This window comes from Marinobacter segnicrescens (assembly GCF_900111555.1).
GTDB classification, from domain to species: domain Bacteria; phylum Pseudomonadota; class Gammaproteobacteria; order Pseudomonadales; family Oleiphilaceae; genus Marinobacter; species Marinobacter segnicrescens.
Genome location: NZ_FOHZ01000013.1, coordinates 25608 through 39517 on the forward strand (window position 1 = coordinate 25608; position 13910 = coordinate 39517).

Annotated in this window: 13 protein-coding genes; 6 read left to right on the top strand and 7 right to left on the bottom strand. The window is 60.4% G+C overall.

Features of this window, described 5'->3' with window-relative positions; translation table 11 throughout:
* Positions 1-672 carry an SDR family oxidoreductase gene (locus BM036_RS12940; protein WP_091852917.1) on the top strand — a complete coding sequence of 224 codons (672 nt, stop codon included), beginning with the start codon at positions 1-3 and terminating at the stop codon, positions 670-672.
* 9 nt (positions 673-681) lie between these two features.
* Here BM036_RS12940 and BM036_RS12945 read toward each other — a convergent pair whose 3' ends face one another.
* Entirely contained in the window at positions 682-2484 is a 1803-nt protein-coding gene (locus BM036_RS12945; RefSeq protein ID WP_245742627.1) for an ABC transporter ATP-binding protein, read from the bottom strand.
* A gap of 256 nt (positions 2485-2740) precedes the next feature.
* On the opposite strand from BM036_RS12945, the gene BM036_RS12950 reads away from it, so the two are divergent.
* The gene (locus tag BM036_RS12950) at positions 2741-3964 is read left to right on the top strand and encodes an OmpA family protein (RefSeq protein ID WP_091852923.1); all 1224 of its coding nucleotides are present in this window, start codon (positions 2741-2743) and stop codon (positions 3962-3964) included.
* 66 nt (positions 3965-4030) lie between these two features.
* On the opposite strand, the gene BM036_RS12955 is transcribed toward BM036_RS12950, so the two are convergent.
* From BM036_RS12955 to BM036_RS12980, 6 genes are all read right to left on the bottom strand, one after another.
* Entirely contained in the window at positions 4031-4975 is a 945-nt protein-coding gene (locus BM036_RS12955) for an HAD-IIA family hydrolase (protein WP_091852926.1), read from the bottom strand.
* A 4-nt stretch (positions 4976-4979) separates the two neighbouring features.
* Complete coding sequence (gene phnE, locus BM036_RS12960; protein WP_091852929.1) at positions 4980-5786, bottom strand: phosphonate ABC transporter, permease protein PhnE; 807 nt, start codon at positions 5784-5786, stop codon at positions 4980-4982.
* Positions 5783-6589 (bottom strand): phosphonate ABC transporter, permease protein PhnE, encoded by an 807-nt coding sequence (phnE, locus tag BM036_RS12965; protein ID WP_091852931.1) that lies wholly within the window; start codon positions 6587-6589, stop codon positions 5783-5785. The genes phnE (BM036_RS12960) and phnE (BM036_RS12965) overlap by 4 nt, the downstream gene beginning before the upstream one ends.
* Entirely contained in the window at positions 6590-7405 is an 816-nt protein-coding gene (gene phnC, locus BM036_RS12970) for a phosphonate ABC transporter ATP-binding protein (RefSeq protein ID WP_091852934.1), read from the bottom strand.
* A 16-nt stretch (positions 7406-7421) separates the two neighbouring features.
* Complete coding sequence (gene phnD / locus BM036_RS12975) at positions 7422-8369, bottom strand: phosphate/phosphite/phosphonate ABC transporter substrate-binding protein (protein ID WP_091852937.1); 948 nt, start codon at positions 8367-8369, stop codon at positions 7422-7424.
* A 185-nt stretch (positions 8370-8554) separates the two neighbouring features.
* The gene (locus BM036_RS12980) at positions 8555-8953 is read right to left on the bottom strand and encodes an acyl-CoA thioesterase (RefSeq protein WP_091852940.1); all 399 of its coding nucleotides are present in this window, start codon (positions 8951-8953) and stop codon (positions 8555-8557) included.
* Positions 8954-9142: 189 nt separating this feature from the next.
* Here BM036_RS12980 and BM036_RS12985 point away from each other — a divergent pair, with 189 nt between their 5' ends.
* The 4 genes from BM036_RS12985 to pstB all read left to right on the top strand — a co-directional run bounded on the left by BM036_RS12985 (position 9143) and on the right by pstB (position 13888).
* Positions 9143-10195 (top strand): substrate-binding domain-containing protein, encoded by a 1053-nt coding sequence (locus BM036_RS12985; protein ID WP_091852943.1) that lies wholly within the window; start codon positions 9143-9145, stop codon positions 10193-10195.
* A 138-nt stretch (positions 10196-10333) separates the two neighbouring features.
* Positions 10334-11722: a phosphate ABC transporter permease subunit PstC gene (gene pstC, locus BM036_RS12990; RefSeq protein ID WP_091852946.1), complete on the top strand. Its 1389-nt coding sequence runs from the start codon at positions 10334-10336 to the stop codon at positions 11720-11722.
* Positions 11715-12989 (top strand): phosphate ABC transporter permease PstA, encoded by a 1275-nt coding sequence (pstA, locus tag BM036_RS12995; RefSeq protein WP_091852949.1) that lies wholly within the window; start codon positions 11715-11717, stop codon positions 12987-12989. The genes pstC and pstA overlap by 8 nt, the downstream gene beginning before the upstream one ends.
* Before the next feature lie 11 nt (positions 12990-13000).
* Positions 13001-13888, top strand: coding sequence for a phosphate ABC transporter ATP-binding protein PstB (gene pstB, locus BM036_RS13000; RefSeq protein WP_091852952.1), 888 nt, complete (start codon positions 13001-13003; stop codon positions 13886-13888).
* Positions 13889-13910 lie beyond the last annotated feature (22 nt).

Consider the following 13910-nt stretch of genomic DNA (forward strand, 5'->3'; position numbering starts at 1 on the left):
ATGGCTGAATCTGACGTGGTTGTGATTACCGGTGCCAACCGTGGCATCGGTCTGGAGCTGGCCCGACACTATGCGCAGGAAGGTTGCGAGGTGATCGGCGTTTGTCGCCAGTCCTCTGACGACCTGGTCGACGTAGCCGCGCAGGTCATCGACGGCGTGGATGTCACCACCGATGCTGGCATTGAAAAACTGAAGGCGGGCCTGGCGGGCAAATCCATCCGCCTGCTGATCAATAATGCCGGCCTGCTGCAGGATGAGCAGCTGGGTAGCATCGACTTTGACTCCATTCGTACGCAGATGGAGATCAATGCCTACGCGCCGTTGCGGGTGGCACAAGCCCTGGTGCCGCAGATCCCGGAAGGGGGCAAGATCGCCAATATCACCAGCCGCATGGGCTCCATTGCCGACAACGATTCCGGTGGTCGTTACGGTTACCGTGCCTCGAAAGCCGCCCTGAATGCCTTCGGCAAGTCCCTGGCGATGGACCTCAAGCCGAAGGGTATCGCCGTGGCCCAGTTGCACCCGGGCTATGTGAAGACCCGCATGGTCAACTTCGGCGGCCTGATAAGCCCGGAGGAATCCGCCCGTGGCCTGGCAGAACGCATTGCCAGGCTGGACCTGGAAAATACGGGCTCCTTCTGGCACAGCAATGGCGAGGAACTGCCCTGGTGACCTGAGGGGTCAGGCCTGAATGTTGCCGTAAAGCTGCGCATAAAGGCCGTCTTTGTCGATCAGGTCAGCGTGCTGGCCTTCTTCGATAATCCGCCCATCGTCAAACACACAGGCCCGATCGGCCTGCTTCACGGCGCTGAGCCGGTGGGCGATGATCAGGGTGGTCCGTTTGCTCAGAAAGGCTTCGAGATCCCGGTGGAGCTGAAACTCCGTCTCTGCATCCAGGGCCGAGGTTGCTTCGTCCAGGATCACCACCGCCGGATCGGCAAGCACCATCCGTGCGATCGCCAGTCTCTGACGCTGGCCGCCGGATAGCCGAACGCCCTGGCGGCCGATCACGGTGTCCAGCCGATCCGGCATTGCCTCGATGGTCCGGTCAAGCTGGGCAATGCGCAAGGCTTCCCAGAGTTGCCCGTCCGATCTGTGGCGACCCAGTGTGAGGTTCTGGCGAACGGTGTCATTGAACAGCGCCGGGTGCTGCAGAACGGTGGCGATGTGCTCGCGAAGGCAGGGGAGCCCGATCCGCTGAACCGGTACCCCGTTAATCCGTATCTCCCCCTTCCGCGGGGTGTACATGCCCAGAATGATTTGTACCAGGGTGGATTTGCCGCCGCCACTGGCGCCCACCAGGGCAACTTTCTCTCCGGGTGCCAGGTCAAGGTCGATGCCTTTGAGTACCTGCTCGTCACCGTAGCTGAAATGAATATTCTTCAGCGATAGACCGACTGTGTGCTTGCCCCTGAAAGGGTTTTCCAACGCCGGATAGCGCGGTTCCTCTTCCAGTTCCAGTAAGCGATTGACCCTGCCAAGGGCTGCATTCGCTGCAAACCAGGCATACTGCATATTGAGCATTTCCTGGACCGGCGTCAGCATGAACCAGAGGTAGCCAAAGATGGCGAACATCATACCAATGCTCAGGTCGCTGAACAGTACAGTCACCATCGCAGCTGCACGAAACGCATCTACCCCGAACTGGAAAAGGGCAAAACTGGCCCGGGTAGCGGCATCACTGCGCCACTCGAAGCGGATGGCGTGGTCACGAACCGCACGGGCCCGATGGACCAACTGGTGCAGGTAATGTTGCTCTCGGTTAGCGGCCCGGAGCTGGTGGATCGCGTCCAGGGTTTCCGTCAGGTCACCCTGGAAATCCTCGTAGGCGCTGTTCTCCCGACGCTTGAGTTCCTTCACCCGCTTGCTGATCAGCATGGTGGCGAAGATCACCAGGGGGTTAAAAAGCAGAATCAATAGTCCCAGCTGCCAGTGCACCCACAACAGGACCGACGCGGTACCCATAACGGTCAGGCTGGCAACAATGAACCGACTGATGGTGGTTCCCAGAAACTGGTCGATGGTATCCAGGTCGGTAATAAAGTGGCTAGTGATACCGCCAGAACCCCGGGTCTCATATTCCGACATGGCGATCCGTTGCAAGCGTCCCAGCAACCGTGACCGGATACGAAACACCACGTCCTTGGAAATCTTCGAAAACTCCCGGGATTGCAAGACGTTAAACCCCAGCGCGAGGACTCTGAGCAGAAACGCCGCCAGCACCATGGCACCAATGTAAACCGTCGGCTGATGCCACGTCTCTGGCAGCACCAGCTGCAGGAAGGGCAAGACCGGCCCAGCCTCGTCCAGCAATACCTCATCCACCAGCACTGGCAGCAATAGCGGAATCGGTACACTGACCGCTGTTGCCAGGATGGCCAGCACATTGGCACGGACAAGCCGCGGCTTATGCTTCAACGCCAGCGCGAGTATGCTCCGCCAGCTGTAGGATTGACCTGCCGCATTGTTAGGATGGTCGTGCACAGTGCCTTGCCGTGTTCCGGGTCTCAAACAGCCTCCTGTCAGTTGCCTGTGCAGAGCGCTGCCGTATTGCAGAGTCGCTCTGTAAGTGTCGATTCCCATTGCAGGATCATTGACCCCCTTGATGGATACGTCGTTAACAGGGATTCGGAGTGGTCAGCCTGGAGCGTTTTCCCGGGCGGCGGACCATTGGCGCCGTCACTCGATCATAGCGACAACATGAACTATGGTTAATGCTTTATCACCAAGAGGACATCCTATGGCGCAACGAGGCTGGGTGACCACGGCACTGATGATCTTGCTGGTGCTGATAGCCGGGGCCGGAGCCTATTTTTACTGGTCCCTCAACGACGAGCTGTCACAGATGACCAGCGCCTATGAGGAAACCCTGGCAGGGGCGAGGCAAGGGCAGCAGGCACTCGCTGACTTGCAGGCCGAACAGGAGCGCCTGCGTCAGCAGTTGCTCAGGGCTCAGGAACGTCTTGAACAGCGAACCACCAGCGCCGATCAGCTGGAAACGGAGCTGAATGATACCCGGCGAAATCTGACCGGGGCCCGGCAGCAGATCATCGACCTGGAGCGTCGTATTGAAACACTGAAGAAGGATCTGGCAGTTGCTGAGACACTGGCCAGCGACCGTGGTGAACAGCTTGCCCACAGTCAGGAACAGGTTGCAGAGTTGACGGCACGCCGCCAGGATCTGGAAGCCTCATTGGCTACCGCCAGGGAAGAACAGACCAGGGCCCGGGCCCAGGCTGATGAACTTGAGGATACGTTGGAAACCGCCCGTGCCGAACTGGATCAGACCCGAGGCCAGGTAGAGCAACGGAAAGCCGCCCTGGATGAAGTGGCTGCCGAACGCCAATCGGTCGCAGAGCAATACCGTCAGGCACGGGAACAGCTGGCCTTGCAGCAGGTCCGGAGCCAAAATGCCAGCGAAACCATCGCGGAACTTGAAGCCCGGTTGCAGCGTGAACAATCCGCCATGAACGACCTCCAGGCTCGCCTGCAGGCGCTGAGCAATGAAAAGCAGACGCTGGTGTCACGCCTGGAAGACGGCACCACGGTCATCAAACTGCCGGAGAAAATCGTGTTTGATTCCGGCTCCGCCCGCATTGGTGAGTCCGGGCGGCAAACGCTGCAACTGCTGGCCAACGCCCTTGAAAGCTTTCCCGATCACACGATCAGTGTCCAGGGTCACAGTGACAGCCGTCCCATCTCCCGCCGGCTTCAGTTCCGCTACCCCACGAACTGGGAGCTTTCAGCTTCCCGGGCGGCCTCGGCGGTAAGGGTACTCCGGGACACGGGCATCGCCGCTGAACGCATGCAGGCGGTGGGGTACGCCGATACCCGCCCGCTGGTTGAGGAAACCAATGACGCCAGCCGGCGCATGAACCGTCGCATCGAGGTCCTGCTGTATCCGGATGAACTTCAGGTGAAAGTTGACTCAGCGTTGAACCCGGAATCGGCCGACGGGACATAGGGACTGTCTGCTGGCCTTTGCGGACATCCGGTGCGCGGGGAGCTGTCAGGCACAGACGTTGTCCATTCAGATCGAGGGAGTGATGAAGTCCGGTGCAATACCGGACTGTCGGATGCAGCTGTCCAGGTCCATGCCCGCGAGCGAACCGTGGCTACTCACCAGCAGGGTGGCCATGCCGGCCGCGCGGGCACCCAGGATGTCCGTGTGCAGGGTGTCGCCCACCATCAGTATCCGGTGGGCTGGAATGCCGGCCAGGCGCGTCAGCGCTGCCGCAAAGGCAGGGGCGTAGGGTTTGCCGAAGAACTGCGGGCTGACGCCGGTGTCTTCACGCAGTCTGTGGGCAAAGAAACCGGGTTCCAGGGTCAGGCAATCGCCGCGGGGAGCCACCAGGTCAGGGTTGGCAACCTCCAGCGGGCGAGGCCGTCGCTTCAGGCTGGCGGTGAGTTGCTCGTGGAGAACCTCGTTCCAGTCTTCACTACTGAGAAAGATAAAACCGTCACAGGCATCCAGCTCCAGGTCCGTGATACCCGGTCTGACAGGGTGCTGATGAATGCCGGGTAGGGTCTGGCTGTCGGACGTGGGTGGTGCAATCACTCCCCAGAGTCCATTCCGTGGCTCTCGGCCCAGGGAATCCTCCAGTAGCCAGCGGCTGGAAATGACCTGGTGCTCGGCCAGGTCGAAGCCCATCGCCTGATACTTCGCAGTCAGTGCTGCCTGGCTGGCGGTGGCCGCGTTGGACAGCACCAGTACCGACTTGCCGCTGGCCTGCAGGCTGGCAAGCCTTTCCACCGCCCCGGGGATAACCGCCATGCCGGTATTGAGTACGCCGAAGGCATCAAACACAAAGGCGTCAAACCGCTCCTGCAGCGGCTCCAGTGAGGGTATGGCCTGGCTTGGGCCTGGATTGTAGTCAGGCCGGGGAAGCTGGTGCCGCAGGCGCTGGTACTGGTCAAAGGCCCAGGCCGGGTCAGGGGTTACCCCGGCAAAGGCGGTCGGGTGCGTGTCTTCCATAAGGTCAGATTACCGCCTGTCGTACCTTCGCGGAAACCCATTCCGACACCACCACGGTGAACAGGATCACCACGAAGATCATCGCCACCTGGTTCCAGGCCAGGGTCGCCAGTGACGCATTGAGCTGGATGCCCAGGCCCCCGGCGCCCACCAGCCCCAGGATGGTGGATTCACGGATATTGATGTCCCAGCGGAACACGCTGATGCCCCAGAAGGCGGGCAGTATCTGCGGCACAATGGCGTAGTCGATCACCTGGGCCCCGCTGGCGCCGGTGGCGCGCACCGCCTCCACCTGGCTGGTATCGATCTCCTCGATGGCCTCATAGAGCAGCTTGGCGACAAAGCCGATGGAGCGCAGGCCGATGGCAATGATACCGGCGAGCAGCCCCGGACCGATGATGGCAACCAGCAGCAAGGCCCAGATCAGCGAGTTGATGGAACGGGACGCCACGATAACCAGCAGTGCCAGTGGTCGCACAAAGCGGGTGCTGGGTGTGGTGTTGCTGGCCGCCAGGAAGGCCACGGGAACGGCAAACAGGACGCCGAGCAGGGTGCCCAGGGTCGCGATGTTGATGGTGTCCCACAGGGGTTGCCAGAGCTGGCCGGTGTAGCCCCAGGCTGGCGGGAACATCCGATCGCCAATGTCGGCGGCCTGCTCCGGTGCGTCGCTGACAAAGGCCCAGATGGTGTTCTCGTTCATGAGTTGCCAGCTGAACACCGTCAGCGCCACCAGCGAAAACCAGCCCAGCCATCGCAGCAGTGTCTGCTTCGGTGTGCGGTAGTGCCAGACAGGTGCGGAGGTGCTTGTCATTGTACCCACCTGCGAATCCAGGATGAGGAATACTCCACCACCAGCACAATGGCGATGATGATGATCAGGATGGCGCCGGCGGAGTCATACTCGTAGCGGTCGATGGCCGTATTGAGGGTAGCGCCGATACCGCCGGCGCCCACAATGCCGATGACCGCGGATTCCCGGAAGTTGATGTCCAGCCGGTACAGGGACAGCCCCACCAGGCGTGGCATTACCTGGGGCTGGACGGCGTAGTTCACCACCTGCCACCAGCCGGCGCCGGTAGCGCGAATGGCCTCGATCTGACTGCGGTCACACTCTTCAATGTCTTCCGCCAGTAACTTGGACAGGAAGCCGATGGTGGCGAACGACAGGGTCAGGAAGCCGGCAAAGGGACCGAATCCGAACATGGCCACCAGCAGGATGGCGATGATCACTTCCTGGAAGGAACGGGACAGGGTGATAATGCTCCGGCATACCAGATAGATCGGGGCGGGAGCCAGGTTACGGGCGGCACCGATACCAATGGGCACCGATACCAGGATGCCGGCAACGGTGGAGGTCAGGGTCATGGTCAGGCTTTCCACCAGTCCCTCACGGATATCCCGCCAGCGGGTGGTGAAGTCCGGGACCAGGAAGCCCTCGATGAACTTCCAGCCCCGGTCCAGCCCCAGCCAAACCCGTTGCCAGTCGATCTCCACGCTTTGCAGTGCCAGCACCAGGTAGACCAGGGCACCGGTGTAGATTGCCCGGCGCCAGAACGGATTGGTCAATAGTACCGGTGGCCGCTTCCAGCGACCGGGATAGCTCTGTACTGCCATCTACAGCCCCTCTGCCAGGTCTACGGTGGGTGGCTGTGACTCCTCCCCGGCGTTCTCTTCCCCGCGCATGCGGGTCCAGTCCTCATCCCCATAGATGCGGGTGAGTACCTGGTCAGTGAGGGCCTCCGGTTTGCCGTCGAAGACCACTTCGCCGGCTTTCAGGCCGATAATCCGGTCGGTGAACTGCTGGGCCAGCAGCACGTCATGGATATTGATGATGGCCGGCAGGTTGCGCTTCCGGCAGGCGCTGCCAATCAGGCGCATGATCTGGCGGGAAGTCTTGGGGTCCAGGGAGGCCGTGGGTTCATCCACCAGCAACAACTCCGGGTCCTGCTCCAGGGCCCGGGCGATGCCGACCCGTTGGCGCTGGCCCCCGGAGAGGGCGTCTGCCCGCTTGTTGAAATGGTCGGACAGCCCCACCTGCTCCAGCAGCGAGAAAGCCTTGGCCACGTCTTCGGGCGAGTAACGGCGCAGAAACGACCGCCAGGCCGGCACGTAACCGAGCCGACCGGACAGCACGTTTTCCATTACCGTAAGGCGCTCCACCAGGGCATATTCCTGGAAGATCATGCCGATCCGGCGCCGGGCGCGTCGCAGGGCATTGCCCCGTAGCGTCACCAGGTTGGTGCCGGACAGGATGACCTTACCGCCGGAAGGCTCCACCAGCCGGTTGATGCACCGGATCAGGGTGGATTTGCCGGCCCCCGAGGGGCCGATCAGCCCCACTACCTGGCCAGCCGGTACTTCGAAGCTGACCTGGCTCAGGGCGGTGTCGCCGGTGGCGTAGGTTTTGGACAGACGATCAAGTTCAAGCACGTAAAGGGCTCACCGCTTATTGGCAGTTGTAGGCAACGCCGTTGGCGGCGTCGATCTTGCGAATCACTTCCCAGTGCTCCTGGAAGGTAATCGGCACGAACTGCGCTTCACCGGACTTGGAGAACTCCTCTTCCAGCGCGGTACCTTCCCATTCAAAGGAGAAGAAGGCTTCCTGGATGGCTTCCTGCAGTTCCGGCTTCAGGTTGTGGGCGATGCCGTAACCGGTGGTGGGAAAGGTCTGGGACTTGTAGAGGGAGACGATCTGGTCGTCGCTGACCACGTCCCGGCTCAGCATCCGGTTAAGTACAGAGTTGGCGATGGCTGCGGCCGGGTAATCCTGGTTGGCGACGCCCAGGATCGAGTTATCGTGCTTACCGGAAAATACCGGCTCGAAGTCTTCGCCGGCGACCATGTTGTAGTCAGCCTTGAGGATGGCGGACGGCGCCTTGAAACCGGAGTTGGACGTCTGGGAAGTGAAGGCCAGTTCCTTGCCGCGAATATCCTCCACATCCTCAATACCGGAATCCGGGTAGGTGATGATTTCCATTTCATAGCCGAACGAGCCGTCTTCCGCAGCCATCATGGTGAACGGTCGCAGACCGGCGCAGGCGACTGCCAGCGGGTTGGAACCGGTATTGAAGCCGGCAATGTGCAGGCGACCGGCGCGCATCGCCTCGATCTGGGCGGCGTTGGACTGAACCGGGAAGAACTGCACCTTCTTGCCGGTGGTCTCCGCGAGGTGATCAAGGAACTCGGACCAGACTTCCCGGTAGACGGCCGGATCCTCCACGGGCGTGTAGGCAAAGATCAGGGTAGAGGGATCCACCTGCTGTGAGGCATCAGCGGGAATATCGGCGATCAGGTCACCGTCCTTGTCCTGGTAACGGTCATCCAGCTTGAATTCAGCATTGGCTGCCACAGGCAGCAGCAGGGAGATACAGGCCAGCAGCTTGAGCTTTTTCATCACAGGTATCCTTCTGGTTTCGGAAAATGCAGTTCCGAACCTATAGATAACCGATGATATTTTTATGACAGCCGGTCAGGGTGACGACAGGTCTTTTTCTCTATTAAGGGAAGGAGGCGGGGTAGTGACTTTCCCGGCCCCCGGGTCGCTGTCAACGCTAACGGGAGCCGGACGGGAACAAACGGTTATTGTTCCGGTACTTCGCGAATGCGGCCGTTCTCGTCAATGGCCACGTAGACGAACAGGCCCTCGGTCACCTTGCGGGGCGGCTTGTTGTTGCGGTCACGGGTCCAGACTTCCACATGAATCTTCATGGAACTGCGGCCGATATCCACCAGTTCACAGTAACAACCCACCTGGGCACCGATGCGCAGGGGAGAGAGGAATTCCATGCGGTCCATGGCTACGGTGGCGTTACGGCCCTGGGAGATGCGGCCAGCCAGGGTTCCGGCGGCGGTGTCCATTTGCTGTACCAGCCAGCCGGCATAGACATCGCCGTTGGCGTTGGTGTCCGCGGGCAGGGGGACCAGCTGGATCATCAGCTCGCCGCGGGGTTTGGGCCTGTCGTCGTCATAGTCGGTCATTAAGCGCTACCTGTGTTGTTATTAGGTCTGATTAATTGGTGAGCATGGTATTCATCACAGATACGCGTGCAAGTGAAATCGACCGATAAGTGGAAATTATTTCTGCGAGTGTAACAAACTTGTCATAGACTCACCGTAATCTGCCAACCATCGGATAACCCGAAGCCAATAACCCGATGGAGACTCAACGTGATGAAACTGAAGACAGCTATTGCCAGTGTCGCCGTGGCAGGCAGCATTGCCGCCCTGTCCACCCCGGCCATGGCCCGGGACACCATCAGCATTGTCGGTTCCTCAACCGTATATCCGTTCGCAACCGTGGTTGCCGAGCGTTTTGGTTCCAACACAGATTTTCCGACCCCGAAGCTTGAGTCCACCGGCTCCGGCGGTGGTCTCAAGCTGTTCTGTCAGGGTATCGGCACCCAGCACCCGGATATCACCAACGCTTCCCGTCGCATGAAGCCGTCCGAGTTTGACCTGTGCCAGAGCAACGGCGTTGAAGACATCACCGAGTTCCGCATTGGTTCCGACGGTATCGTGATTGCCAGCTCCAGGGACGCGGACAACCTGGAACTCACCCTTGAACAGCTGTTCCTGGCCCTGGGCAAGGAAGTTCCCTCCCCGGACGACGAGAGCAAGCTGGTTCCGAACCCTTACGAGAAGTGGAGTGACATCGACGCCAGCCTGCCGAACGTGGCCATTCGTGTAATGGGGCCTCCGCCCACCTCCGGTACCCGTGACTCTTTCAACGAGTTGGCCCTGCAGGGCGGCTGTGAAGACCTGCCGGCGGTTGCCGACATGGACGAAGACCAGATGGAATCCGTTTGCCAGAGCATTCGTGAAGACGGTGCCTTCATCGAAGCGGGTGAGAATGACAACCTGATCGTTCAGAAGCTGATCGACGACGACAGCATGTATGGCGTATTCGGCTACAGCTTCCTGGAGGAGAACTCTGATCGCCTGCAGGCCGCCACCCTCAATGGTAAGGTGCCGACCGCCGAGGCGATCGCAGCTGATGATTACCCGGTTGCCCGCTCCCTGTTCTTCTACGTGAAGAAAGCACACGTTGGCGTGGTTCCGGGTATCAAGGAGTACGCTGCCGAGTTTACGGGTGTTGGCGCCATGGGCCCGAACGGCTACCTGAAAACAGTCGGCCTGATCGTGCCGCCCCGTGATGCACTGATGGATCTGCAGGACAAGGCGGAGAATCTGCCCAACCTGAGCAAGGATGAGCTGATGTAAGCGCCGGCAGAGCGCCGGAACGGTCAAAGGGTGCGGTCCAGGAGGGCCGCGCCCTTTGGCGTATGTGGAAGGTCAGTATGAATCGGCGCCCGTGACTGGGTGTCTGCTGGCCCTGAAGTCTCTCTGACAGGAAATTGCATGCAAGCGGCCAACCTTTTCCTCGTGACGATTGTACTTGCCCTGGTGGCCTATGTGCTGGGCTATGCCCGGTCCCGGTCACTGGCCACGCCCCTGGGCGGCATCCGTCACCTAAAATCCCTGCCTTTTTACTATGGCGCCCGGGCAGCACTCTGGTGCGGTATACCGGCACTGATTGTACTCGGGCTCTGGGCAGCCTTTCAGGGCAAGGTCATCCAGTTGCTGGTGGTGGGCTCACTGCCGGCGGAAATGATTCCCGACTCGGAAGGGGCCGCCAGCCTGTTGCTGAGCAAGATCAGTAACGTTGCCAGTGGTGCACTGCCGCCGGGGTTTGCAGAGCCACCGATCGTCGAGGCCGCCGAGCGTCTCACGGCCCTCCGTGCCCAGAGCCGCTGGTATATGACAGCGCTGGTGGTTGCGGTGGCCGTGCTGGCCGGCTTCCTGGGCTGGATACGCATCCAGCCGCGCCTGAATGCCCGGGCCCAGGTGGAAAAGACCCTGAAGTGGATCTTCTTCGCCTGTGCCGCCCTGGCGATTCTGACCACGCTGGGGATTATCTTTTCCGTCGCTTTCGAAACCATTCGCTTCTTCGGCAAGATTTCCTTTGTCGAGTTTTTCTTTGGCACCCAGTGGAGCCCCCAGACGGCCTTGCGGGCCGACCAGGTGGCGGCCGAGGGTGCCTTCGGCATGGTTCCGCTGTTCACCGGTACCCTGCTGATCTCGGCCATCGCCATGCTGGTGGCAGTGCCGGTGGGACTGCTGTCGGCGATCTACCTTTCAGAATACGCCAGCCGTCGTGTGCGGGGTATCGTCAAACCCCTGCTGGAATTGCTGGCGGGTATCCCTACCGTGGTTTATGGCTTCTTTGCGGCCCTCACCGTAGCGCCCTTTATCAGCAACTTTGCAGCGTCACTCGGTATTGATGCCTCGTCCCAGAGTGCCCTGGCTGCCGGTGGCGTCATGGGTATCATGATTATCCCGTTCGTGTCCTCCTTGTCCGATGACGTGATCAACGCGGTACCCCAGACCCTGCGGGATGGCTCCCTGGCCCTGGGTGCGACCCAGTCCGAAACCATGAAGAAGGTGATTTTCCCGGCGGCATTGCCCGGGATTATGGGCGGTATCTTGCTGGCGGTTTCACGGGCCATTGGTGAGACCATGATCGTGGTCATGGCTGCGGGCCTGGCGGCCAACCTGACCGCCAACCCGCTGGAGTCGGTGACCACCGTGACGGTCCAGATCGTGACGCTGCTCACCGGTGACCAGGAATTCGACAGCGCCAAGACCCTGGCCGCGTTTGCCCTGGGTGCCATGCTCTTCCTGGCGACCCTGGCCCTGAACGTGCTCGCCCTTCACATTGTCCGCAAATATCGGGAACAGTATGAGTGATCAAAGCAAACAGGCGGAGATTGTCCGCCAGTCCCTGAAGCGCCGGTACCGCAAGGAGCGACGTTTCCGGGCCTATGGCATCATCGCCATCGCCATCGCCTTGTCGGCGCTGGTGGTGCTCTTCGCCGACATTATCGGCAAGGGCCACTCAGCGTTTATCAAGACCACCATCACCATGGACGTGGATATCGACGGTGAGATGATGTACCTGGATGACGCCAGCGATGAGCGCCAGATGAAGATGGCAGACTTCGTTGAACCTCTGATCCAGGCACTGATGCGGGAAATTCCCGGGGCCGGCGAGTCTGACCGTGACGCCGTCCGCGACCTGCTCAACCCCTACGCGTCCAACCAGTTGCGGGATGCGCTCAAGGAGTATCCGGACCTGCTGGGAACCACCCAGACCATGGAGTTGCTGTCCCATACCAATGTCGATGTGTATGTGAAACACGCCGGCGACGACAACTACTCCATCAAGCTCAACCAGCAACAAAGGGAATGGGTGGATCAGTTGGTTGAGAAGGGCGTAGTGGATACTTCCTTCAACGACGTCTTCTTCAGCCGGGGCGACTCCCGGGATCCGTCCCGGGCCGGCATCCTGGGGGCCATCGTTGGCTCGTTACTGACCATGGCGGTGACTTTGGTGCTGTCGTTTCCCATCGGCGTTGCGGCCGCTATTTACCTGGAAGAGTTTGCTCCCCAGAACAAGCTCACCGATTTTATCGAGGTAAATATCAACAACCTGGCGGCGGTGCCGTCGATTATCTTCGGTCTGCTGGGCCTGGCAGTGTTCATCAATCTGTTTGGTATGCCACGTTCCGTGCCGGTGGTGGGTGGCCTGGTGCTGACCCTGATGACCCTGCCCACCATCATTATTTCCAGCCGTGCCGCCATCAAGAGCGTGCCCCCCTCTATCCGCGAAGCGGCTGAAGGCATCGGTGCGTCCAAGATGCAGGTGGTATTGCACCATGTGCTACCCCTGGCGCTGCCGGGTATGCTCACCGGCTCCATTATCGGCATGGCCCAGGCCCTGGGTGAGACGGCACCCCTGCTGCTGATTGGCATGGTGGCCTTCATCGTGGACGTGCCCGGAGGTTTCCTGGATTCCGCCACGGTCTTGCCGGTGCAGGTGTTCCTGTGGGCAGGCAGCCCGGAGCTGGCCTTTATTGAACGTGCGTCAGCGGCCATCATGGTTCTGCTGGCCTTCCTGATCAGTATGAATGCGCTGGCGATCTGGATGCGCAAGCGTCTTGAACGCCGGTGGTGAGGAGAGTTTCCATGAATACGATGAACACAACCGTAACCAAAGAGGCCGCAATGCCTGATGAAACCCCGGTACCGGTTCAGGAAGAACGGCCCGCAGAAACCATCATCCAGGAAGGTGCCACCGTGGGGACGCCCTTTGCGGATGACCCCAAGTTCAAACTGCGCAACGTCGAGGTGTTCTATGGCCAGGACCGTGCCATCAAGAACATTAGCCTGGACATTGCCCGCAACGAGGTCATTGCCTTTATCGGCCCGTCCGGCTGCGGCAAGTCCACGTTCCTGCGCTGCCTGAACCGGATGAATGACAGCATCGACATCTGCCGGGTTAAGGGTGACCTGCACCTGGACGACGAGAACATCTACGACCCGAAGCGGGATGTGGTCGAGCTCCGGGCACGGGTGGGCATGGTGTTCCAGAAGCCCAATCCCTTCCCCAAGTCCATCTACGACAACGTGGCCTATGGCCCCCGCATCCACGGCCTGGCCAATCGGAAGTCAGACCTGGACGACATCGTTGAAAACAGTCTGCGCAAGGCGGGACTGTGGGAAGAGGCGAAAGACCGGCTGGATGCCACTGCCACCGGCATGTCCGGCGGTCAGCAGCAGCGGCTGTGTATTGCCCGGGCCATTGCGGTGAGCCCTGAGGTGATCCTGATGGACGAGCCCTGTTCGGCCCTGGACCCCATCGCCACTGCGAAGGTCGAGGAGCTCATCGCCGAAATGTCCGAGAGCTATACTATCGTTATCGTGACCCACTCCATGCAGCAGGCGGCGCGGGTTTCCCACCGCACCGCCTATTTCCACCTGGGGCACCTGGTGGAGGTCAATGAAACCAACAAGGTTTTCACAGCGCCGGAACACGAACTTACCGAATCCTATATCACCGGACGTTTCGGCTGATTGCAGGTCACGAATCCAGGAG